This is a genomic window from Bacillus sp. 16GRE42 (genome assembly GCF_019837435.1).
Lineage (GTDB): Bacteria > Bacillota > Bacilli > Bacillales > Bacillaceae_G > Bacillus_A > Bacillus_A wiedmannii.
On record NZ_JADAXF010000003.1, the window covers coordinates 252,182 to 276,677 of the forward strand.

At 33.6% G+C, this 24,496-nt stretch carries 23 protein-coding genes; 19 read left to right on the forward strand and 4 right to left on the reverse strand.

The window, feature by feature from the left end:
* Positions 1 to 89: 89 nt before the first annotated feature.
* A complete protein-coding gene (locus tag ILS93_RS17775) occupies positions 90 to 878 on the reverse strand; it encodes a LysR family transcriptional regulator (protein WP_222661030.1) in 789 nt (262 codons plus the stop codon).
* Positions 879 to 998: 120 nt separating this feature from the next.
* Here ILS93_RS17775 and ILS93_RS17780 point away from each other — a divergent pair, with 120 nt between their 5' ends.
* From ILS93_RS17780 to ILS93_RS17840, 13 genes are all read left to right on the forward strand, one after another.
* Positions 999 to 1,547 (forward strand): DUF4865 family protein, encoded by a 549-nt coding sequence (locus ILS93_RS17780; protein WP_064476360.1) that lies wholly within the window; start codon positions 999 to 1,001, stop codon positions 1,545 to 1,547.
* A 41-nt stretch (positions 1,548 to 1,588) separates the two neighbouring features.
* Entirely contained in the window at positions 1,589 to 1,996 is a 408-nt protein-coding gene (locus ILS93_RS17785; RefSeq protein ID WP_064476359.1) for a tautomerase family protein, read from the forward strand.
* A gap of 8 nt (positions 1,997 to 2,004) precedes the next feature.
* Entirely contained in the window at positions 2,005 to 2,334 is a 330-nt protein-coding gene (locus ILS93_RS17790; RefSeq protein ID WP_222661032.1) for a carboxymuconolactone decarboxylase family protein, read from the forward strand.
* Positions 2,335 to 2,488: 154 nt separating this feature from the next.
* Positions 2,489 to 2,932, forward strand: coding sequence for a MarR family winged helix-turn-helix transcriptional regulator (locus ILS93_RS17795; protein WP_001205523.1), 444 nt, complete (start codon positions 2,489 to 2,491; stop codon positions 2,930 to 2,932).
* 83 nt (positions 2,933 to 3,015) lie between these two features.
* A complete protein-coding gene (locus ILS93_RS17800) occupies positions 3,016 to 4,071 on the forward strand; it encodes an LLM class flavin-dependent oxidoreductase (RefSeq protein ID WP_064476357.1) in 1,056 nt (351 codons plus the stop codon).
* Between the two features lie 616 nt (positions 4,072 to 4,687).
* Entirely contained in the window at positions 4,688 to 6,091 is a 1,404-nt protein-coding gene (cydA, locus tag ILS93_RS17805) for a cytochrome ubiquinol oxidase subunit I (RefSeq protein WP_064476356.1), read from the forward strand.
* Positions 6,078 to 7,094 (forward strand): cytochrome d ubiquinol oxidase subunit II, encoded by a 1,017-nt coding sequence (gene cydB / locus ILS93_RS17810; protein WP_222661035.1) that lies wholly within the window; start codon positions 6,078 to 6,080, stop codon positions 7,092 to 7,094. Before cydA ends, cydB begins: the two co-directional genes overlap by 14 nt.
* Positions 7,094 to 8,809 carry a thiol reductant ABC exporter subunit CydD gene (cydD, locus tag ILS93_RS17815; RefSeq protein ID WP_064476354.1) on the forward strand — a complete coding sequence of 572 codons (1,716 nt, stop codon included), beginning with the start codon at positions 7,094 to 7,096 and terminating at the stop codon, positions 8,807 to 8,809. The genes cydB and cydD overlap by 1 nt, the downstream gene beginning before the upstream one ends.
* A gap of 2 nt (positions 8,810 to 8,811) precedes the next feature.
* A complete protein-coding gene (cydC, locus tag ILS93_RS17820) occupies positions 8,812 to 10,536 on the forward strand; it encodes a thiol reductant ABC exporter subunit CydC (protein ID WP_064476353.1) in 1,725 nt (574 codons plus the stop codon).
* 53 nt (positions 10,537 to 10,589) lie between these two features.
* Positions 10,590 to 10,748: a hypothetical protein gene (locus ILS93_RS17825; RefSeq protein ID WP_179958496.1), complete on the forward strand. Its 159-nt coding sequence runs from the start codon at positions 10,590 to 10,592 to the stop codon at positions 10,746 to 10,748.
* A 217-nt stretch (positions 10,749 to 10,965) separates the two neighbouring features.
* Entirely contained in the window at positions 10,966 to 13,527 is a 2,562-nt protein-coding gene (locus ILS93_RS17830; protein WP_222661037.1) for a glycosyltransferase, read from the forward strand.
* A gap of 205 nt (positions 13,528 to 13,732) precedes the next feature.
* Positions 13,733 to 13,954 carry a hypothetical protein gene (locus tag ILS93_RS17835; RefSeq protein WP_048543215.1) on the forward strand — a complete coding sequence of 74 codons (222 nt, stop codon included), beginning with the start codon at positions 13,733 to 13,735 and terminating at the stop codon, positions 13,952 to 13,954.
* 89 nt (positions 13,955 to 14,043) lie between these two features.
* Positions 14,044 to 14,490 carry a DUF6376 family protein gene (locus ILS93_RS17840; RefSeq protein ID WP_048543214.1) on the forward strand — a complete coding sequence of 149 codons (447 nt, stop codon included), beginning with the start codon at positions 14,044 to 14,046 and terminating at the stop codon, positions 14,488 to 14,490.
* A gap of 89 nt (positions 14,491 to 14,579) precedes the next feature.
* Here ILS93_RS17840 and ILS93_RS17845 read toward each other — a convergent pair whose 3' ends face one another.
* On the reverse strand, positions 14,580 to 15,581 hold the full coding sequence (locus ILS93_RS17845; protein WP_064476351.1) for a S66 family peptidase: 1,002 nt from the start codon (positions 15,579 to 15,581) through the stop codon (positions 14,580 to 14,582).
* 188 nt (positions 15,582 to 15,769) lie between these two features.
* On the opposite strand from ILS93_RS17845, the gene ILS93_RS17850 reads away from it, so the two are divergent.
* Together ILS93_RS17850 and ILS93_RS17855 are read left to right on the forward strand one after the other, a co-directional pair.
* Positions 15,770 to 16,723 carry a D-alanyl-D-alanine carboxypeptidase family protein gene (locus ILS93_RS17850; RefSeq protein WP_064476350.1) on the forward strand — a complete coding sequence of 318 codons (954 nt, stop codon included), beginning with the start codon at positions 15,770 to 15,772 and terminating at the stop codon, positions 16,721 to 16,723.
* A gap of 236 nt (positions 16,724 to 16,959) precedes the next feature.
* Positions 16,960 to 17,562 carry a nitroreductase family protein gene (locus ILS93_RS17855; RefSeq protein ID WP_176713072.1) on the forward strand — a complete coding sequence of 201 codons (603 nt, stop codon included), beginning with the start codon at positions 16,960 to 16,962 and terminating at the stop codon, positions 17,560 to 17,562.
* 45 nt (positions 17,563 to 17,607) lie between these two features.
* Here the strand turns inward: ILS93_RS17855 and ILS93_RS17860 are convergent, their stop codons facing one another.
* Entirely contained in the window at positions 17,608 to 17,829 is a 222-nt protein-coding gene (locus ILS93_RS17860; protein WP_088048544.1) for a hypothetical protein, read from the reverse strand.
* Positions 17,830 to 18,477: 648 nt separating this feature from the next.
* On the opposite strand from ILS93_RS17860, the gene entFM reads away from it, so the two are divergent.
* Positions 18,478 to 19,776 carry an enterotoxin EntFM gene (entFM, locus tag ILS93_RS17865; RefSeq protein ID WP_098155255.1) on the forward strand — a complete coding sequence of 433 codons (1,299 nt, stop codon included), beginning with the start codon at positions 18,478 to 18,480 and terminating at the stop codon, positions 19,774 to 19,776.
* Positions 19,777 to 19,875: 99 nt separating this feature from the next.
* On the opposite strand, the gene ILS93_RS17870 is transcribed toward entFM, so the two are convergent.
* Positions 19,876 to 20,640, reverse strand: coding sequence for an alpha/beta fold hydrolase (locus ILS93_RS17870; RefSeq protein WP_064476347.1), 765 nt, complete (start codon positions 20,638 to 20,640; stop codon positions 19,876 to 19,878).
* Positions 20,641 to 20,880: 240 nt separating this feature from the next.
* Between ILS93_RS17870 and ILS93_RS17875 the strand changes: the two genes are divergently transcribed.
* The 3 genes from ILS93_RS17875 (at position 20,881) to hitS (ending at position 24,477) form a co-directional block, all read left to right on the forward strand.
* Complete coding sequence (locus tag ILS93_RS17875) at positions 20,881 to 22,641, forward strand: ABC transporter ATP-binding protein (protein ID WP_064476346.1); 1,761 nt, start codon at positions 20,881 to 20,883, stop codon at positions 22,639 to 22,641.
* 88 nt (positions 22,642 to 22,729) lie between these two features.
* Positions 22,730 to 23,407, forward strand: coding sequence for an envelope stress response regulator transcription factor HitR (gene hitR, locus ILS93_RS17880; protein WP_064476345.1), 678 nt, complete (start codon positions 22,730 to 22,732; stop codon positions 23,405 to 23,407).
* Positions 23,404 to 24,477 carry an envelope stress sensor histidine kinase HitS gene (hitS, locus tag ILS93_RS17885; RefSeq protein WP_222661038.1) on the forward strand — a complete coding sequence of 358 codons (1,074 nt, stop codon included), beginning with the start codon at positions 23,404 to 23,406 and terminating at the stop codon, positions 24,475 to 24,477. Before hitR ends, hitS begins: the two co-directional genes overlap by 4 nt.
* Positions 24,478 to 24,496 lie beyond the last annotated feature (19 nt).

The window sequence follows — 24,496 nt, forward strand, 5'->3', positions numbered from 1 at the left end:
ATCAATTGTATAGAATATGAAAATCCCTCTTTTAGATTCGTAAAGGAGGGATTTTTATTGGTGTATGTAATTAGTTTATAGCTATTCTATTAATTAAATAGTTCATCAGGGATTTGTTTTAAAGAGTGTTGATTCGTAAAAAAATGAACAGCTAATTTCTCAATTGGAAAATCTTCAATTGGTACCAATGTATCATTTCTAATCGGCAAAAAGGCTATTCCTTTTCCATCCTGAATAAACTCTTCCATAAGCGAATAAGAATCTAATTGTTGAAGTTGACGCTGAGATAAATTATTTTCTTTTAAAAATTGTATTGTCTTATTTCTAAAAGGGCACCTTTTGTCATTACTAACGAAGAAGAGTTCCTTTGAATAGTCAATGGTAGGCGTTTCTTTCGCTTTTAATAAGCCTACAGAAATTGAAGCAGTAAATACTTTTTTAAAAGCTGCGTCGGGATCATCCTCGTAAGTAATGATCATATCAACTTTTTGTTGTTGCAGTAATTTTTGCAAATGACTACTATTTTCTACATATATTTGATAATTCCTGAAATTTTCTTTAATGCGCTTACTTACATAATTAGTCAAAATAGATTGTGACGTCGCGATTATATAAGAAGAACTACTCGTTTTAATTTTATCTTTCGCTTCTTCTACTAGAGTTAATATTTGATTCGTGTAGTCTAATAAAATATCACCAGAAGGTAACAAGGATACTCCTTTGTTATCTCTATGTAGTAAAGGCGTTTCTAATTCTTGTTCTAATTTTTTGATTCGCTCAGTTACGTTCGGTTGAACATATCCTAACTCTTTCGCAGCTTTACTAATAGAACCTTCGCTGGCTACAGTTTTGAATATAATAAGATCATTTATGTCCATATATCACAGCCCCTTATTTGATATCATTATAAATGATATCAAATATAATTTATACCTATTTTACGTTAGTCAATCATCGGTTTATCATTGTGTATATAAGATTGAAAGTGAGTGATAAACATGATTGGAATGCAATATAAGGTCATTTTGCCAAAGGATTATGACATAGAGATTATTAAAAAAAGGGTAAAGGATAATGGATATAAAACGGATGGTTTTCAAGAATTGAATTTCAAAGCATATTTAATTACTGAGACAGGTAAGGATGGGAATTTCTATAACTGTTATGCACCTTTATATATTTGGAATGGCCATGAAGGAATGAACAAATTTATCTTTGAAGGGTATTACGATAATATTTTACAATCTTTTGGGTGGCAACAAATAAATATAGGTGTTCCATTAGTTGTTAATCTAAGTGATGATTTTAAGAAAAGTAAATATGCTGTTGAATATGTAGGGAGTATTTCTCAAAGTAATTCACTGAGGGAGACTCAATTAAAAACTATGAATGAATGTGTACAAAATATAGAAAAGTGTTTAGGAAATGTAATGATTTATAATTCAGATAAATGGAGGTATAGTCAGTTAAGTTTTTATGAAGAAAAGCCTGAAATGGTAACAAATAAAGGTGTTACAGTATATGAGATTTTGCACATTTCACGATGAAAACTTGTTGAAGTTAAATTAGGAAAAAGGAATGAAAATGTATGCCTTTTGTGAACGTTTATTATCATGAAAATATATTAAATAAAGAAGAGTTGAAAAAGATAGGTGAATGTATTCATCTGTCATTAATTGAACATTTTAACATCCTTGAAAATGATTTTTTTCAAATGTTTTTACCTTATCAACAAAATCACTTTTTATATAATCCATATTATTTATTAGAAAGAGGAGAAAAGAGAACAGAGAAGATGATTTATGTTTCTATTACATGCGGACCGGGAAGAACGATAAAACAGAAAATGAATCTATATCAGTCGATATCCTTGAAGATTTCTGAATGTTCTAGTATAAAAAGTGCAGATATTTTTATTACGCTAAATGAGACATCTGCTGAAAATTGGTCATTTGGTCAAGGATTGACACAATTGGTAAAAGTGAAGGGAGAGTGAAATGATGAATGAATCAATCAATTAAATATTGTATTCAAGAGAGAATGAAAGAAATGGCACCTGCATTTGCTCATTATAGTGAAGAGATATTGTTCGAGGAAGTGTGGCGGGATGACACTTTAACATTAAGAGAAAGAAGTTTATGTACAGTGTCGGTATTAATCAGTCTTGGTCATACAGAACAATTACCATTTCATTTGCGACTGGCCAAACAAAATGGAATTGGAGAAAATGAAATGATCGCATTAATAACACATATGGCTTTTTATGTTGGTTGGCCCAAAGCAGTGGGAGCTTTAAATATAGCAATGAATGAAATGAATGAAATGGAAAGTTAAGAATAACGATAAGAAAGAATTCATTTAAATATGAATTCTTTCTTATCGTTATTTATGCAATACTCTAATGAGATTATTTTTCACTTTTTCTCTTGCTTTTTTATCACTTGCGTAGTAAAGTGATAGTAAGATTCACGATAGGAAGTGATCAAACATGCGTGATAATACGATAGGGTCATTAATATGGTTACGCTTAATACGATTTACGAACCAAAGTAATCAGATGTCAAATGAGTTTTTAAAACGGTTTGATTTAACGACAGCTCAATTTGATGTGCTTTTGCAAATACGTACGTATCAGCCACTCACACAAATGGAGTTAGCTGAAAAGGTAACTGTTACACAAGGCGGTATTTCTCGAATGTTAACTCGTCTTGAAAAAGAAGGATATATTGTACGAAAACAAGATTGGAAAACGAAAACAATTAGTCTTACAGAGCAAGGGGAAGCAGCTTTAGAGAGAGCATTGCCAGAGCAACTTGCATTTCAATCATCGTTTTTTGATGATGTATTAAATGAAGAAGAGCAGAAAATATTATACGAGCTAATGACGAAAGTTCATAAGCATAGCGAAAAAAAAGAATTGCCGCAAGAGTAATTTTTTTTACACTATCAATTGACTAATCAAGTGAAAAATAATTGAAGAATATGAATACGACTGAATTAAAGGAGAGAGCAACTATGGAAAAATACCGTATGGATACAAGTAAAGGAATAGAGTTTGGATTATATTCAATTGGGGATCATGTTTTAAATCCGCATAATGGAGAGAAAATTAGTGCAGAACAAAGAATTCATGAATTAATTGAAACAGCTAAGTTAGCGGATGAAGCTGGACTTGATGTATTTGCTGTCGGTGAAAGTCATCAAACTCATTTTACAACGCAAGCTCATACAGTTATTTTAGGAGCTATTGCACAAGCTACGAAAAATATAAAAATTGCAAGTTCAGCAACGATAGTAAGCACATCTGATCCGGTACGAGTATATGAGGATTTTGCTACAATTGACTTGATTTCTAATGGACGTGCAGAAATCGTGGCTGGTCGTGGATCTCGTATTGGGGGATATAGTTTACTTGGTTATGACGTGAATGATTATGAAGAGTTATTTGAAGAGAAGATGGATCTTTTATTAAAAATTAATAACGAGGAACATGTAACATGGAACGGACAGTTCAGAGCGCCGCTTGCACATGCATCGGTGATTCCGAGAGCGAAGAATAATAACTTACCAATTTGGCGTGCAGTTGGTGGCCCGCCAGCTAGTGCGATTAAAGCAGGACGTGCGGGTGTACCTATGATGATAACAACACTAGGTGGTCCAGCTATTAACTTTAAAGGGTCAGTAGATGCTTACCGTGAGGCTGCGGCGCAAAGTGGATTTAATCCAGCAAGTTTGCCAGTTGCAACGACGAGTTTATTTTATACAGCAAAAAATTCACAAGATGCATTTAGTGAATACTATCCTCATATTAATGCTGGTATGCTTACACTGCGTGGTGGTGGGTATCCGAAGCAACAATTTACAAATGCAGTAGATTACCGTGACGCATTAATGGTTGGTAGCCCGCAACAAATTATTGAAAAAATGCTTTACCAATATGAATTGTTTGGACAACAACGTTTTATGGCACAAATTGATTTTGGTGGTGTACCACTTAATAAAATTGAGAAAAATATTGAATTAATTGCTACTGAAATTTTACCGGCTGTTAGAAAACATACAGCGAAATAATTTAAAAAATACCGAGAGTCTAATCGATTCTCGGTATTTTTTATGTATGAATTCAGTTTGAAAAAATGATAAAAAAATGAATTTTCAGTCTAGAAAGAGGGAGGGGATTTTCTATTTTCGAATAACAATATTTTGTGTTTGAATTTTAAAAATACATTTTCTTCTTGACAAAAAACTAACTGATTTCTCCTTTAGTTTAGAGGACATTTTTCTGCGTGAAAGTCAAGTGTATGAAGAGGGAAATGATTATTTTATTGATATGGAAGTAAGTCTTATATTAAAAAAATACATTTTATTAATGAGAAAAATATAATTCAAAAAAATGACAAAAGACATATTTCAGACAAAATGATGTCAATAATACGTCAAAAATCAGTTGAATTTACTATGCAGGTATATTATACAATTCGATTAACGGATAAAACACTACTGAAATAGTGAAAAGGTAAATTTTATGAGAAAGTTCTTTTGTAATGATCTTGAAAACTGAAAATTTATATTTTCTAAAAGTACATAAACAAATTTATCTTTCTATATTTCTAAGATTTGAGTTGTTTTATTCATACAACTCAATCGAAAATACGATATAAAAAATTATGAAGGAAGTGATTGTAGTATGGAAACGCTCGAATTGGCACGAATACAATTCGCATCAACAACGATTTTCCATTACTTTTTTGTTCCGCTGTCTATTGGTTTAGCTTTTATCATTGCATTAATGCAAACGTTATATGTGGTAAAGGGACAAGAAATTTATAAGAAGATGACGAAGTTTTGGACACAAATATTCCTTGTAAACTTTGCGGTAGGTGTAGTAACTGGTATTCTACAAGAATTCCAGTTTGGTATGAACTGGTCAACCTATTCACGTTTCGTAGGTGATGTGTTTGGTCCATCACTTGCGATTGAAGGTTTATTAGCATTTTTCATTGAGTCTACATTCCTAGGTTTATGGGTATTCGGTGAGGATAAATTGCCGAAGCGTGTTCACCTTTTATGTATTTGGCTCCTTTCAATTGGAACAATGTTATCAGCATTTTGGATTTTAACTGCAAGTGCATTTATGCAATCGCCAGTAGGGTATGAAATGGCAGCAGATGGACGTGCACAAATGAATGATTTCTTAGCGATTATTCAAAACCCACAATTATGGGTACAATTCCCGCATACAATTACAGCGGCAATTGCAACTGGTGCATTCTTTATTGCAGGTGTGAGTGCATGGAAAATAACAAAAGCTCAAGAAACTGAAGTGTTTAAAAAATCGTTCCGCATTTCTATCATTGTTGGAACACTTACAACTGCGCTAGTATTATTCTTCGGTCATGCGCAAGCACAACAATTAATTAAGACACATCCAATGAAAATGGCAGCAGCTGAAGCGTTATGGAATACGAGTGAGGATCCAGCGCCATTTACAGTATTTGCGAAAATTGATGCAGAGAAGCAAGAAAATTCGTTTGAAATTCAAATCCCTTATATGCTAAGTCTATTATCATTTGATAAATTTAGTGGTCAAGTAGAAGGAATGAATCAAATTCAAAAACAATATGAAGAAAAATATGGGCCTGGAGATTATATACCGCCAGTACACACTATGTTCTGGAGTTTTAGAGCGATGGTAATGAGTGGAACATTTATGCTTCTTCTAGGAGCATACGGATGGTTCTTATCAAGAAAAGATCGTTTAGCTGAAAAAACTTGGTATTTAAAATTAATGGTGTATGCAATTGCACTACCGTTTATCGGTAATACAGTAGGATGGATTATGACTGAAATGGGACGTCAGCCTTGGGTAGTTTTCGGTGTTATGAAAACGGAAGATGCTGTATCTCCAAATGTTACGTTCGGAGAAGTATTATTCTCTTTAGTTTCGTTCACATCACTATATTTAATTATAGGTGGAATTACTATTTACTTATTCGTTCGTGTCATTAAAGGACATGAGAATAAGAAAACGAAACAGGATTCTCAAAGCCATGATCCATTTGATAAGGAGGATGAGTATGTTATCTCTTAATGAGTTGTGGTTTATCATTATTGCAATTTTATTCGTAGGCTTCTTTGTACTTGAAGGTTTCGATTTCGGTGTAGGTATAGTTTCAAGGTTTTTAGGGGAAAACGATTTAGAGAAAAGAATATATTTAAATACAATTGGTCCATTTTGGCACGCGAATGAAGTATGGCTTGTTTGTGCTGGTGGAGCTATGTTCGCAGCATTCCCGCACTGGTATGCAACTTTATTTAGCGGGTTTTACATTCCGTTTGTATTTATGCTTCTTGCTTTAATTATAAGAGGGGTTTCCTTTAAATTCCGTGCGAAAATAGATAATCATAAATGGAAAGGTTTTTGGGATTGGGGTATGTTTTTAGGAAGTTTACTACCACCTATCCTTTGGGGGGGTGCAATTGCTAACTTTATGGTAGGTATTCCAATTGATGAAACGAAAAATGCTGTAGGTGGATTCTTACCATTACTACATCCATTTGCATTACTTGGAGGAGTTATGTTCCTTCTGCTATGTATTGTTCACGGATTGCAATTCCTTACTATACGTACAACTGGTAAGTTAAGAGAACGTGCACGTATTGCTGCGTTGAAAATTGCACCGCTTGCAATTATAGCACTCCTTATTTTTGCCGGATTGGGATTATGGAAAACAGATATTTTCACTGCCCATGGTACAGAGTGGATTATGGTTCCGATTGGAGCTTTTGTAGCATTATGTGCGTCAACATTATTAAATAAAAGAAGAAGAGATGGTTGGGCTTTCGTTATGACGAGTTTAACAATCATTTTACTAAGTGCGAGTGTGTTCGCCGGCATGTTCCCACGTGTCTTAATTAGCTCGTTAGGGTCAATATACGATTTAACAATTTATAATGCAGCATCAGGAGATTATGCACTAAAACTGATGACGTATTTTTCAATTGCTATATTGCCATTTGTTTTGGGAAGTCAAATATGGAGTTTCTATGTGTTTAGACAACCTGTTAAGTCAGATAAAGATTTGGAGTACTAATGAAAAGAAAAAGAGGACTTCCGTCGTATCCTGGTAGCCGGGTTTTATATGTAGTGTTAACAATCATTAGCATTTTAGAAGCTGTAAGTATTATTGCGCAAACAGTGTTTTTAGCGCGGGCTATTACGTTTTTATTTCAAGGAGAAACTGTGCAATCTTTGTTAAATGAAACGGTTTATTTTGGGATCACGTTTGCAGTACGTCATATGCTAGTGCGAATATCGCAAATATTAGTGGAACGTTTCGCTGAAAAAACAGGATCACTACTGAGAAAACAATTAATAGAGGCGTATTTCACATTAGGTCCACGTTATGTTCAAACTGCTGGAACTGGTCATCTGGTTACCTTATCGATAGAAGGTATTGAGAAGTTTAAAACATATATAGAATTAACAATTCCTAAAATGATTAGAAGTAGTATCATACCGGGGCTAATTGTACTATATGTTTTTACGCTAGATATTGAGTCTGGAATCATTTTAGTTGTAACGATTCCTATCGTGATTATATTTATGATCCTACTAGGATTAGCAGCGCAAAAGATGGCGGATAGTCAGTATGAGTCGTATCGTGTACTTTCTAATCATTTTGTAGATACGTTAAAAGGATTAGAAACATTAAAGTATTTAGGTAAAAGTAAACAGCACGAAGGAAAGATTGAAAAAGTAAGTAAAAGATATAGAAAAGCAACGATGCGTACTTTGCGAGTTGCTTTTCTTTCTTCTTTTGCATTAGATTTCTTTACGAGTTTATCAATCGCATTTGTGGCGGTCGGATTAGGGATACGTTTAATAGATGGGACAATTGTACTATTGCCAGCCCTTACGATTTTAATTTTAGCTCCGGAATATTTTCTGCCGATTAAACAAGTTGGAGCGAATTATCATGCTACGTTAGATGGACAACTTGCAATGGAGCAAATAGAAGAGATTTTACAGCAACAAAAAGAAATAGGAACGAAAGAATCAAATGTAGGTCTAATATGGAATTCCTCTAGTAACTTGAAATTACAAGATGTAAAAGTAAAGAATGATGAATCGGAAAAATCTATATTAGAGGGAATTGATTTTACTTGGAAAGGTACCGGTGCTATAGGTGTAATTGGTGAAAGTGGGGCAGGGAAATCGACGTTAATTGACGTATTAGCAGGATTTTTAACTCCTTCGGGTGGAAAGCTGATAGTAAATGGTGTGGAAATTGACGGGGCTACTCGAGAAGATTGGCAAAAGAATATTGCATATATTCCACAGCAACCTTATATTTTCCCGCTTTCATTAAAAGATAACATTTGTTTCTATGAAACAAATACAACTGATGCAGAAGTGGAAAGAGTTATTAATGAAGTTGGTCTTCGTTCACTCGTTACATCGCTTCCGAACGGGATGTATGAAAGAATTGGAGAAGGTGGACGTATGCTTAGTGGCGGGCAAGAACAACGTGTCGCTATGGCGCGTGCTCTTTTAAGTAAAAAGCCAATTATTCTATTAGACGAGCCTACAGCACATCTTGATATTGAAACTGAATTTGAAATAAAGCAAGCGATGTTACGTCTGTTTGAAGGTAAGTTAGTATTTCTTGCAACACATCGTCTTCACTGGATGAAACAGATGGATCATATTCTTATTTTAAATAAAGGGGAAATGATAGAAAGAGGAACGTATGAAGAACTTTTAAAGAATGAGGCATTACATTTTCACAGGAAAGAGAGGGGATAGAGATGAGTAACTGGATTAAACCTTATATACAGCAAAATAAAGGTAGAATGACTTTAACTATTTTCCTTGGTCTTCTTGGAGTTAGTTCAGGTGCGATGTTACTTTTCATTTCAGGTTATTTAATCTCTAAATCTGCTCTTAGACCAGAAAATGTAATGGCTGTATATGTTCCTATCGTTGCAACACGTGCGTTTAGTATAGGACAAGCGGTATTTCATTATTTAGAGCGTTTAGTTGGACACGATGTCGTACTACGCATATTAGAAAAGATGAGAACGAAACTATACAGAATAGTAGAACCGCAAGCGTTATTTTTCCGTTCACGATTTCAAACGGGCGATATGTTAGGTATATTATCCGAAGATATAGAGCATTTGCAAAACCTATATTTACGTACAATATTTCCTAGTCTATTAGCATTAGTTGTATATAGCATATTCGTACTTGTTATCGGTGCATTTGACGTAGTATTTGCACTTATTGCAGCATGTATGTTGGCTATTATCGTTTTTCTGCTTCCGTTTGTATCATTACTTTTAATGAAGCAACATCATGTTACTTTAAAACAAGGAAGAAGCCGTTTGTATCAACAATTAACAGACGCTGTTTTTGGATTATCAGATTGGCAAGCAAGTGGTAGAAAAGATGAATTCATCGATAAGTATGTAGAGCAAAATAATGAGTTGTTAAAAACGGAAAAAAGAATGAAACGCTGGAATCATATTCGGGACAGTATCATTCAATTAGTAGTGGGGATTGTAGTTATTTCAATGATCATATGGACTGGAAATGAGGCGGCAAGTGAACAGATTGCACCTACCGTTATTGCGGCTTTCGTCTTAATGACGTTATCAGTCACAAACGCGCTTATCCCTCTTTCAGATGCTATCGATCGAATTCCATCATATGTAGAATCTGCTCATCGTCTAAATAAAGTAGAAGCTAATGATGTTTTACAGGATGAAAAGGAATTACATGAGGATAAAGATTATGTTGCATCAAAACATATAGACATTGAATTAAATAATGTATCGTATCGTTACCCAGATAGTAATGAATTTGTATTGAAAGAAGTATCACTGCAAATAAAGGCAGGAAAGAAAATCGCCATTTTAGGAAGAAGTGGAACAGGAAAATCTACTTTGTTAAAATTGTTAGCAGGTGCGCTAAGCCCGTTACATGGTGAAGTTTTATTGAATAGTGAACATGCTCATACGAATCTTTTATCAAAATATATCTCTGTATTGAATCAAAAGCCGCATTTATTCGATACGACAATTGGAAATAATGTGCGAATCGGTAAACCAGAGGCTACGGATGAAGAGATATGGACAGCTTTAGAGAAAGCACAATTAGCTTCGCATATAGCTTCTCTTCCAGATGGATTGCAAACAAAAATGCATGAAATGGGAAAAAGGTTTTCTGGTGGAGAAAGACAACGGGTTGCTTTTGCTAGAACGCTAATGCAAGAGGCTCCAATTATTGTACTTGATGAACCTACGATCGGCTTAGATCCAAAGACAGAACTATCTTTAATAGAAACAATGTTTTCTGCAACAGAAGAAAAGACTGTTATTTGGATTACACACCACCTTGTAGGAATTGAACATGTAGATGAAGTTATATTCCTTGATCGTGGCCAAATTGTGATGCAAGGCAGTCATGAACAACTTCTGAAAGAAAACGAGAAGTATCGTAAGCTGTATGAGTTAGATAAAGGAATATAGTTTGAATAAGTAATAATTGTAAAATAGCTACGCCTAATGGTGCAGCTATTTTTTTGTTAAGAAATATATTCTTTTTAAGGTATAGATTTATCTCGCTATTTGCAGGGCAAGATCCGGCTGATGTGAGGAAGTTAGGCGGGAGATTAACTGTACGTAAAAGTCCGATTGGTGAGGGGGATAATCAGAAGGGATGGAGAAGCCCCCCTGATTAAAGTTTCGTTTTATTTGTCTTACATTATTTTATGATAGAAATCAAATGTATAAAAAACAGCTAATCAAATACTTAAATTATTGAATATGTATATTTTGGAGTGAAAAGTAGGATATTTTGTTATGGGCTTGCATAAAAGTATAAAGGTTTCATACGGTTTAAGTAATGTGATATTATGTCGCGTATATAAATAATATGCGAAAAGGTGGAGGGAAAAGATGGGGAAACGTTTTGAAAAAAGTGAAGAGGCGATAGAGCGAATTCCGTTGGTAAGTGTATTAATTCCTACTTATAATCGTCCTGGCTACTTTGAAAAAGCATTGTGTAGTGTATTACAACAAACATATTCTAATATAGAAATTATTGTTGGAGATGATAGCACGAATGACGAAACGGAAAATGTGTTACAAAAATACTTATGTGATCATTCAAATATTATTTATATAAAAAACAGGTCAACTCTCGGACAATTTGAAAATGCGCTAATGTTATTTAATGAAGCGAACGGTGAGTATATAAATTTTTTAATGGATGATGATATATTTCATATGAATAAAATTGAAAAAATGATGAAGTATTTTTTCAATGATTTAGATAATGAAATCAAGCTTGTAACATCTCATCGTCAAGTAATTGATGATAAAGGGAAAGAACTACGACATATTTATTCAACTGTCCGTTTATTTGAAGAGGATACGATTATAGAGGGAACAGAATTAGGAAATAGGGTAATTGTGGATCAAAAAAATTATATTGGAGAACCGACAACAGTTTTATTTCGTAAAAATGATTTACAAGAACCGTATGGGATTTTTGATAAGAGGAGGTATCTATGTAATGTAGATATAGCCTCATGGTTATCTTTATTAAGTAAAGGAAAAGCAGTATATATAGCAGAGACACTTAGTTACTTCCGATTACATTCAGGTCAACAGTTGAATGAATCTAATAAACTTATGGATGGAGTAGAGGATTTTTCACATAGTATTATAGTTGGAGAAAAGTATGGTTTTTTATCTACTGAAAAAGAGTTATATAAAGCGATAACTAATTTCCTAGACTATGCAAAAAAATTAGTTCCATCATCAATATTATATACATTAGACTACTACCGACAAATTAAGCGAAAGGAAATAAATATAGAAAAGAAAAAACAGTATCGGAATAACAACTCTCATTTACCGAAAGTCAGTATACTTATTCCTGCCTATAATAAACCTCATTACTTGGAATTAGCTCTCAAAAGTGCTTTGAATCAAACATATGAAAATATTGAAATAATAATTTCTGACGATAGTACAAACGGTGAAATTCAAGCGATGATCCAACCATATTTAAGTGAATATGAATGTATTACATATGTTAAAAATAAACCTCGATTAGAAGCAGAGAACTTTAATAAGTGTATAGAACTTGCAAATGGAGATTATATAAACTTTTTATTAGATGATGACTTATTTCATCCTGAAAAGATTAAAAGAATGATGAACTGTTTTTTTAGACTAGAAAACATTTCATTTGTGACGTCATATCGGGAATTAATTGATGAGAATGGAAAAGTATTACCACCATCAACATTGAATATGAAAATTGCAAAAGAAACTACACTTTTTAAAGGGAAAGAATTAGGTAATTATATGTTAAAAAACTTAAAAAATGTAGTTGGTGAGCCTACAACAGTTCTGTTTAATCGGAAATTTTTTGAAGGGGCTTTTGGGTGTTTTAAGGGAAAGGGTTATTCAGCTATTAATGACATTGCAACATGGCTAGATATGATGAAGAAAGGAAATGTAGTTTATATAGAGGAACCTCTTAGTTATTTTAGACAACATGGTGGGAAAAATCAAAAACAAATGCAATTTACATTAAGGGCAATTGAAGAATGGACTGAATTAATAATAGATGCATATAATAGTGGGTTTTTAAATCGTGAGCAAGATTATAAAACGTGTTTAACTCATTGTTTGGAAAATGTGGTGTCAATAATTAAGGATGCGGTAAAAAATGGACAATTAAATCAAATTGATAATGAAAAGATGGAGAGGGAATTAAATAAGTTAGTTAATCGTATATTTGAGGAAGAAGTATGCTATTGTCAATTTTGCAATCAACAATTTGAAAAATTTTCTCCTTGGCCAGAACATTATGATTTTCCAAAATATAAATTTGAGATGTGGAATAAAGATACGGGAATTTGTTCGGTATGTGATTCGATGGATCGTGAAAGGTTATATCGTGTATATATTGAAATGGAAACGGAGTTATTAAGTGGAAATGATACTATGCTTCATATTGCACCTGAAGCGAAGTTAAGAAGTTGGTTTGCCCAGTATAAAAACATTACATATGTATGTGGAGATATTGAACCAAAGGATCCATTAATGCAGGAAATTGATGTTACTAGAATTCCATATGAAAATGATACATTTGATGTAATTTTATGTGGTCATGTATTACAGCACGTTCAAGATGATGAAAAAGCGATGAGAGAGTTATATAGAGTATTAAAGACAAATGGATGGGGAATTATTCAAGCGCCAATCGTAATGAATGTAGATAGTATTATAGAGAATGAATTAATTTTAACGCCAAAATTGAGAAGATTAGCTTTTGGTCATGAAGAACATGTAAGGATTTATAATCGATCAGGATTTATACAACGATTAATGAATGTAGGATTTAAGGTGGAATTGTATAACATAGCTGAAAAACAAGGAATGAGAAGTGCTAGGAAATTTGGTTTATCTGAAACTGATGTACTCTATATTGTCCGGAAATGAAGAATTGAGGGGAATTGAAATAATTCGCATAATACGGATTATGGGCAGTTAAATCGAAGTTTTGAAGAAGCATTAACCTTAAAAAAAGAATTAATGCTTCTTATTTTAATTATAGAGCGATGTGCATCTTATTTTTAGGTTTTAAATTTAGCTGACAAAGGCAATACTGAGCCATAGTGAATGTAAAGTTGGAGGGCGAGCGTATATGTTTGATGAGGATGGGATTGTTTTAATTATGGAACCAGCTGATGAAAGAAACTTGAGGAGATTTATTTTTTCGGTGCCAAAGTCAGTGTATGAAAAAAAGGGGCTTACATTACACTATGGAGCAGCTATAGGACAAGGATATATGGATATAATTGAAGATATTATTAGCGTACACATAGAAGTAGATGTGGTAACGATTATAGGACATGTAAGAGTCTAGATAGTTATTTAAAAAAGGGTATAGGCAATTTGGCTAGAAGTTATGATAGAGAAAATTGTAGACAATTATAAAGACGAAGGGAGTCTAAAATGAAAATCAAATCAATTTTATTAGTATTTATAGTTTCAATTGGTTTAATGGGATGTTCACTAGTAGAGCAAGGAAAGAACTCTTTAGATTATGCTCAGAAAGCGACAGACTACGTAAATGAAATAAGTGCATTTGCAAATGATGCACCAGCATTAGCTGAAAAAGCCGTTAATGATAGCGAAGCTCGAAAAGAATTAGAAACGAAGCTTAGTGAAATTAAAAAAGATATACCCGCTTTCAATGAATTAACGCCACCTGATGTAGCAAAGGATCTTCATCAGCAAATCGTCGGATATAACGAAAAGTTAAACACATTAATTGATACGGCGATGGCAAAGATAGAAGAAGGTAAAGTGGATGTAGAGCAATTTAAAAACTCTGAGCTTATGCAGACGATAGATCAAGTTCGTGATTTGAAAGACAAGGTTCAAAATTTAGGACAATAATAAAAAGGCTCCGTTTGTGATGAACGGAGCTTTTTTCTGTTTTCTAATGGAAAGTTTATAATATTTTCTTCCTATAATATAAGCTTTTTTTAATTCTTCCATTTCTCTAAAATATGTATTGTTTTATTGGTTGCATCCATGTTCACTTGAACACCTATCGGCATAGTGATCATCGGATGGGTATGACAACAATCAAAGTCAGCTAGTAAAGGGATTCTTTGATTTTGCAGTACTTCCAATAATATTTCGTAAGGTTTGCGATTTGTACCACAATCATCAAACTGCTCATGTTTTCCAAGAATAATACCTGAAACTTTATCAAATACGCCGTTAACCTTAAGTAATGAAAAGCTTCTTTCAATAGTAGCTGCATCTTTTGAGCTATCCTCAATAAATAAAATATCGCCTTCTTGAATGCTTGGCATATAAGAGCTACCCCAAATTCCTTCTATTGTATTTAAGTTCCCACCAATAATACGTCCAGTAGCTTGTCCGTTTGTTACAGAAATCCAATTGTTTGGTCTAAGTTCTTTTTCTTTCGTCTTCTCTTCCCAATTAATAAATTCATCTGACCAAAATAAAGGTTGTTTTATGTTGTAAGGAAGCAATTGATCATGTAGTAATGTTTCTACAAAATATTTGTATGTATTATCTACAAAAGGCTCAAATTCTCCAAAGGAGGGAATGAGTGCTGGACCGTAAAATGTAGGGATTCCTGTTTTTGCATAAATCCCTAATAATAAAGCTGTTGCATCTGAATAGCCAATCATTATTTTAGGGTTATTTTGAAAAGCATCATAATCAATATAAGGTAATAAGGAATTAGAATTCATACCGCCAATTGTTGACATAATACAAGATACATTAGGATTCCTTATTAAAGCATTCAGTTCCTCGGCACGCTCTTGTATACTGCCAGAGCGATAATAATCATATCGACCTGTTAGGGAACCTTCTAATATGTGAAATCCTTTCTGTTGTAAATAAGATTTCGCTCGTTCAAATCTTTTTGGAGAAGTGTATGTTGCTGGTGAAGAGGGCGAATAAATGCCGATTGTGTCTCCGTATTTTAATGTTTTTGGAAGTAGCATCGTAAGAATCCTTTCTATTAAGTAGTTAAATTAAGATAATATAACATTGAATATTCTTATATTTCGGTATTTTAATTGTAACATAAATGTATTAGATGAATAAATATGCCTTTTGCCTTGACGATATAAAGTAATTATTGTTATGGTTAAACGTGAGTGTATAAAAGGTTTGCTAAAGGAGTTTTGAAATGAAGCGGTTAAAATGGGGAAGGCTGACGATCCTAGTAGTCATTATTTTAGGGATATGTTGGTTCTTATTCCAAGGAACTCAAAAGAGTGCAACAAATATAGAGGGACAACCTTTACAAGTGGCAGAACTACCTCAAACAGGATTAGCTGAAAAAGTAGTGCCACCAAAGTACATACCACCTGAAATTGATGCAAAAGCAGCTATGATTATCGATGCGAGTAATGGAGATATTATTTATCAACATAATGAAAATGAAGCTTTTGCGCCAGCAAGTATGTCTAAGATGATGACAGCGTACCTTCTATTAGAAAATGTACATAATGGGAAAGTTCGCTGGGAAGATCCGGTGAAAATGAGTGCGAAAGCGGCACAAACAGAGGGTGCGAGAATCCCAGTCCAAGTGAATGACACATTAACTGTTAAAGATTTGTACCATGCATTAATGATTGAATCAGCAAATAATTCGGCTGTAGCTCTAGCAGAACATATGGCTAAGACGGAGAAAGATTTCGTGCAGCTTATGAATGAAAAAGCAAAGCAGTTAAAAATGTCGGATTATGCTAAATTCGCAAATGCATCAGGACTACAAGAACCTGATGGAAGTGAGACGAAGATGACAGCTGCTGATGTAGCAAACTTGGCGTATCATCTAATAAAAGACTATCCAGAAATATTAGAAGTGACTCACTTACGTCAAAGTCAGTTAGCATTTAATAATATTAATGTTGTAAGTACAAATGATATGTTAAACAAAAATAATAAAGCTTTATATATAGAAGGAATAGACGGATTAAAAACAGGATTCACAGATAGCGCAGGGTATTGTTTTACGGGTACAGCAAAACAAGGTGATACTCGTATTATTACAGTTGTAATGGGAACGAAAGGTAAAACGAAGCGTTTTACAGAGACGAACAAGCTAATGTCTTATGCATTTGGCTTAGTTAATTAAGTGAAATACTGAGTTGGATCATCATATAAGAAAGGCAATTTGTTGTTACTTATTATCGGTAACAATAAATTGCCTTTTTATTTTTAGCATTAGGAAGTAAAAATGTGAGTGTAATTATTTGAGTTTATTATTGTTTGTTGATAGTCTAAAGTTAGAAACTTATTAATGATAAGTTTTAAGAGGCGAAACATGATGTATACATATGAAAAAGCCTCAAATGAAAATTGGAGGGAATTATGATGGCAAAAGATTTTTACACAGCAATTGAAGACAGAAGATCTATTTACGCGATTAGTAAAGAGCAAGTAGTTTCTGATGAAAAAATTCAAGAAGTGATTTATCATGCTGTAAAACATACACCTTCAGCTTTTAACTCTCAGAGCGCTCGCGTTGTCGTCTTGCTAGGAGAACAACATGATAAGTTATGGGATATTACGAAAGAAACGTTACGAAAAATTGTACCTGAAAATAACTTTGCATCTACCGAAGAAAAAATGAATGCATTTAAAAGTGGTTATGGAACGGTTTTATACTTTGAAGACAGTCAAGTAGTGGAAAAACTGCAAGAAAACTTTGCATTATACAAAGAGAATTTCCCAACGTGGTCACAGCAATCCTCAGGAATGTTACAATTTGCAATTTGGACAGCTTTAGAAATTGAAGGATTTGGTGCTACATTGCAGCATTACAATCCATTAATTGATGAAGAAGTGAGAAAAGAATGGGAAGTTCCAGAAAGCTGGAAACTTACTGCGCAAATGCCGTTTGGTAAACCGGTGGTACCTGCAGGTGAAAAAGAATACCAACCTTTAGAAAATCGTGTAAAAATTTATAAATAATGTAGGAACTATAAAAGGTGAACAGGGATACAACCTGTTCACCTTTTATAAGTAATAAGGATTTTTTTGATAGGAATTTTTCATCTGATTTTTTAATTCGTTTTTACGTGTTTCAATAGTTGATACTTTTTGTAAGGTAATAAATGAAACGAATTGGAAAAAAGCATAGTACAATTCTATATTTTTATTTATAGGATCATCTATTATGTTTTTCATAAATATACCTCCTTTTTTAATCCCAATATTTGCGGGCAATAAGACTTCCATCTTAAAATTCAATGTACCGACCTGTAAAAGTTCGATAGGTTTCAGTGTAGGGTAAATAAAATTTGTATTGGTTAACATACCACTATATATATGATAATATAAATATCCTGGAAATTCCATAGTTAGTGAAAAGTAGGTAGTGAGGTGTGTGTTTTCGCCAAATTAGAACAGGATTCTTGAAGTTAAATCTTACAAATCGTCAAATCTTTTAAAAGCGATAGATAGTATCAAAAATAGTTTTCTAAAAATATTATACTATTGATAAAAAAAGTATTTTTTGTCATGATAAGAGTATGCTTCATGGAAGGAACTTTACTAGGAAATACATTCATTGCATTGGATTAGATAAATAGAGTTTTTCAAATTGGATAGAAAATGTATATTAAGATAATGAATGAAATGTCGAATTTTCAATAAAATACATAAGAGAATTGAAAAAAACATTGCAAAAACAATAAGTTTAATGGTAAAGTTCACATGAAGTTCACACGGAATTCACTTCATTCGTTTAAAATGAACTCTGTGTGAAAAATAAAACTCTTGTTAAAAAATGGAACTTAATGAATATTTTACTTTGATAATATTGTAATGTATTAAGTTTATAAGTTTTTTTAAGAGGATAGTAGGGAAAGGAAGTAAAGACAACTTATGAAAAAAGTAATTGCAGGTTTAGCAGCAGCTTCTGTAGTGGGTGTTGCAGTTCCAGGTATGGATTCTGCTCAGGCACAAGTTTCAAATGAGGCGCTAAAAGAAATTAATGGACAAACTCAAACTCAAACGACTGTAACTGAAACAAAAAAGGTAGAAACAACTTCTGAATTAAAATACACGGTAACAGCTGATGTATTAAATGTACGTTCAGGTGCTGGTACAGGACATAACGTTATTTCTAAAGTGAAATCAGGTCAAGTACTACAAGTAATTGGACAAGAAAACGGTTGGTTCAAAGTAACTGTAAACGGTCAAACTGGTTATGTAAGTGGTGACTTCGTAACGACTGGTGGTAAAACAGGAACTACTGTTCAACAAGGAACTGGTACTTACACAGTAAACGTTTCTTCACTTAACGTACGTACAGGCCCAAGTACATCTCATACAGTATTAGGCTCTGTAAATAAAGGTAAAACAGTACAAGTTGTAGGTGAAGTACAAGATTGGTTTAAAATCAACTTCAATGGTGGAACTGGATACGTAAGCAAAGACTTCGTAACAAAAGGTGGTTCTGCTGTATCTAACGAAACAAAACAACCAACTACAAACAACAATACTACTACAGTTCAAACTGGTGGTTCTTATGTTGTTAACACTGGTGCTTTAAAAGTACGTACAGGCCCAGCTACATACAACGCTGTAATCGGTGGCGTAACAAACGGTACAGTATTAAACGTTACTGGTGCTGAAAATGGTTGGTACAAAATTAACCATAACGGCCGTACAGGTTACGTAAGCGCAGACTTCGTTAAGTTTGTAAAAGGCGGAGTAAACAACGTTACGAATAACAATAACAATAACAATAACAATAACGTTACAAATAACGTTCAACAACCAGGTAAAGACGTACAAAAACCAACAACAGGTGGAGATACATCTTCAATCGCTGGATTCGCTAGATCTTTAAATGGTTCACCATACAGAACTGCTGGTACAACACCTGCTGGTTTTGACTGCAGTGGATTCATTCACTACGTATTAAATCAAACTGGTCATAAAGGCGCTCGTCAAACAGTTGCTGGATACTGGAGCTCTAAAACAAAAACTAGCAATCCACAACCAGGTGATTTAGTATACTTCCAAAATACTTATAAATCAGGTCCTTCTCACATGGGCGTTTACTTAGGAAACGGTCAGTTCATTAGTGCAGAAACTGATGCAACTGGTGTACGAATTAGTTCTGTAAGTAACTCTTACTGGAGCAAGCACATGTTAGGTTACACAAAAGCATACTAAGAAAAAGTAGTTTTATATACTTTTCGTATAGAGAAAAGGCTTTCCAGGGAAACTTGGGAAGCCTTTTTATAGTTGAATAAATTGGGAGTGTAGTAGTTTTTACTGTAACTTCCCATTTAAAAATCGAGCGTATAGGTCATGAAAGTAGTTCGGACGAAATAAGTTTGCTGCATGTCCTGCAAGCGGTATTTCTTTATATAAAACGTTAGGAAGAATGGATTTTAAATCAAAAAGACAAGATTTATAGAGATGATCATGTTCACCCATTACCCATAGAATAGGATGGGGAAGTGATTTTAATTTAGATTTCAAATCAAATTCTAACCGGTGTCGTAATGATTGGGCAATAATTGATGAATGTAATTGCAATCCGAAACGGTAATAAATATTTCTTGAAATGACTGCGAACGGATTTGCCTTTAATATGCCACTTGGAAAAATAGTATTTGCGTATTGAGAGAGCCATTTAGAGTAATCGTCTCCTCGCTTCTCCCAAAACTTTTGAAATACGTTATATAAAAGGGAAGGGTTATTATAATGTCCACCAATATGACAAATGCTCAAAACTTTTTCTGGGTGCATTTGTGCAAAAATTGTAGAGATATAACAGCCGTAGCTTAAAGCGCAAATATGGGCCTTTTTAATGCCTTCTTTTTCGTATAAATTCAATAATTGATCTACGAGACGCTGTAATGAAAATTCGATAGCTTCTCCTTTATCGTCGCCGTGACCTAATAAGTCATAGGTAATAATGTTGTAAGAGGTGGAAAATCGTTTATGCTCTTTTTTGAAGGCACGACGATTGCCAACTAATCCATGAATAAAAATGATTGTTTCTTTTTCGGAATGTATACTTGTTTGCAAAAAGGATACTCCTTTCAATAACGGGAGATTTATATAGTATCGTAAATTGGTTATTTATAATTCACATAGAATAATATTTAGTACTAGGTAATAATATCAGATGTTTATATCTGTTGTAAAGATGCGTTTTTATGTATATTTTGTAAAAATAGAAAAAGTGTGTTTACATTCAGTTTACATTCGTATTGTATTCTATTTTTAGAAAGAACAGTTTGGTTTAACACGAGGAGATGAACAGGAATGGAAGTTAGAAATGAGATGAAGAAAAAAGGGAGCTGGAGGCAGTTTTTACGCCTTATTCAAGATACAAATCCTCCGAAAGGGATTCTTGCTTTTGCATTATTAATGAGTTTGCTTTCTACGGGAGCGAGTTTATTTATTCCGATGTTAACGAAGGGGTTAGTAGATAATTTTTCACTTTCTTCAATTAGTACAGGGCAAATTGTTGGGCTAGTTGCATTCTTTATTATGCAAACTATAGCTGCAGGATTGTCTATATATTTATTAAATTATATTGGACAGAAGATTGTAGCTGGACTGAGAGAACGTTTGTGGAAAAAGGTGCTTATTTTACCGGTAACTTATTATGATCAAAATAGAACAGGCGATACAATTAGTCGTATGACAAATGATACAGGAGTTGTGAAAACGTTAATTTCTGAGCATTTGTCAAATTTATTAACAGGCGGTATTTCAATTGTTGGATCATTAATTGTATTATTTGTTTTAGATTGGAAAATGACACTTTTACTTTTAACGGTTATTCCATTATCAGTACTCATTTTAGTTCCGCTTGGACGAAAAATGTATAAAATTTCAAAAGCACTTCAAGATGAAACAGCATCTTTTACTAGTGTATTAACACAAGTGTTATCAGAAATTCGTTTAGTGAAATCTTCGAACACAGAAAAAAAGGAATATGAAACTGGAAATAAAGGTATTGAAAAGCTATTACAATTTGGTTTGAAAGAGGGAAAAGTGCAAGCGTTAATTTCACCAGTTATGTCGTTTGTTTTAATGGCATTGCTTGTTATTATCGTAGGGTATGGTGGAATGCGAGTTTCTAGCGGTGCATTAACAACAGGAGAACTAGTAGCGTTTATTTTATATTTAGTTCAAATTATAATGCCAATGAGTCAATTATCTATGTTCTTTACACAATTTCAAAAGGCGATTGGTGCAACGGAAAGAATTAATACAATTTTAGAATATGAAGTAGAAGATCATGAAACTGGTGTGAAGGTCACAAATGCTAAGCAGCCGATCGTTCTTGAAAATGTGCATTTCGAGTATAACGAAGAAGAGCAAGTTTTAAAGAATATTGATTTCACAATTGAATCAGGAAAAGTAACAGCAATCGTAGGACCAAGTGGTAGCGGGAAAACGACGTTATTCTCACTATTAGAACGTTTTTACGAGCCAACTAGCGGTGCTATTAAATTAGGAAAAGACTCAATTACGAGTTATTCATTGCAATCATGGCGACGTCAAATTGGTTACGTTTCACAAGATAGTCCGTTAATCGATGGGACAATTCGTGATAATATTTGCTACGGTGTTGAGGGTGAAGTGACAGATGCAGAAATTGAAAAAGTAGCAGCGATGGCATATGTTGATGCATTTATTCATGATTTGCCAAACGGATACGCAACAGAAGTTGGAGAACGTGGTGTGAAGCTTTCAGGAGGGCAAAGACAACGAATTGCGATTGCTCGAGCGTTACTTCGAAATCCACAAATTCTTATGTTAGATGAAGCAACTTCAAGTCTAGATAGTAAATCAGAGTCTGTCGTTCAGAAAGCGTTAAATAACTTAATGAAAGGCAGAACAACGTTAGTTATTGCACATAGACTTTCTACTGTTGTGGATGCAGATAAAATTATCTTTATAGAAAAAGGGAATCTTACAGGAAGTGGTACACATGATGAATTATTACAGACACATGATATGTATCGTGAATTTGCAACGCAACAATTGAAAATTAAAGAGGGCGTATTATAAAATGAATCATCAGTGGGGTTTTTACTCCACTAATGATTCATTTTTAAAAGTTTTATAAAGGATGCGAATTAGAAAGGAAATGGTTTCTTTGATACCTAACATTTTAATAGTAGACGATGATCCACATATTAGAGAACTTGTTTCTGTATTTTTAGAACGAGAAGGTTTTCAAACATATGAGGCAATTGATGGACTAGATGCACTTCAGAAAATAGACGAAGTAAAAGTTGATATGGTTATTCTTGATATTATGATGCCAAATATGGATGGATTTGATGTATGTTTTGAATTAAGGAAGTACTATGATATTCCGATTTTGATGCTAACTGCTAAAGGGGAAACGTCTCAAAAAGTAAAAGGATTTCACCTTGGCACCGATGATTATCTTGTAAAACCATTTGATCCTATAGAACTAGTAGTGAGAGTTAAGGCGTTATTGAAACGTTACCAAATTACAGTGTCGCAATCGATTCAAATTGGGAATGTACTGTTAAATCGTAAAACATTTGAAGTTACAGCCGGAGAACAAACAGTCACATTACCGCTAAAAGAATTCGAATTGCTCTTTACTTTAGGTTCTAAAGCAGGAAGAACATGTTCGAGAGAGCAGTTAATTGAAGATGTATGGGGATATGATTTTGAAGGGAATGAACGTACACTGGATGTTCATATTAATCGTCTACGTGAGAAGTTTCAAGAAGAGAAATCGAAATTTAGTATTAAAACGATAAGAGGATTAGGGTATCGCTTAGAGGTAAGTAAATGAGGAAAAGAAAACGAATGAGTAAGGTGAAGATGTTGAAAGTAACGGGAGCGGTATTAGCGCTTTTTTCTTTTCTCACTATAATTTGGTCTATCGCATTTTATGTAGCAACTAGTATATTGAATGCTTTTGAAGTAAACGTATCGTCGTTTGTTGCCTTTCTAATTAGTGATATGGTCGGTTTTATATTTATTGTTCTTATCTGGACATTGATTGGGATATTAATGAGACCAAAACGAGAGGCAATGATTTGGACTATTATTGAACCGATACAAAAAATTGCAAAAGGAGACTTCTCCGTAAAAATACGAAATGAAGAAAAGTATGATGGAGAAATTGGTGTACTCGTAAAAAGTATAAATGATATGACAGATGAACTGAATGCGATGGAGAAAATGCGCCAAGAATTTGTATCGAATGTTTCTCATGAAATACAGTCACCTTTAACTTCTATAAAAGGATTTGCTAGAGCACTACAAGATAACAATCTTTCGAAGGAAAAAAGAAAGCATTATCTTACCATTATTGAAACGGAAACGACGAGATTATCTAAACTAAGCCAAAATTTACTGAAACTAACTCTTTTAGAGTCAGAGGAGTATACACCAGAAAAAGCGACTTATCGATTAGATCAACAGTTAAAGCAAATTGTGTTAAATAGTGAACCGCTCTGGGCTGAAAAAGAAATTGAATTAGACCTTGATTTAGAAAAAGTGCATATAACTGCCGATCAAGAAAGTATGAGTCAAGTTTGGATTAATTTAATTCATAATAGTATTAAATTTACTCCAAGTCGTGGCACAATTACAATTCAGTTACAAGAACATGAGAAATTCGTAGAAATACGTATTCGTGACACTGGAATTGGTATATCTGAAGAACAGAAACAACATATTTTTGAGCGTTTTTATAAAGCGGACTCTTCACGAAATCGTACTTATGGAGGAAGTGGATTAGGTTTAGCTATCGTAAAAAAGGTACTCGACCTTCATCAAGGAAAAATAAAAGTCGAGAGTGAAGAGGGGAATGGGACAGAATTTATTGTTTGTATTCCAAATTCTGAAGAGAAATAGTGTTAGGAGGATATCTTCT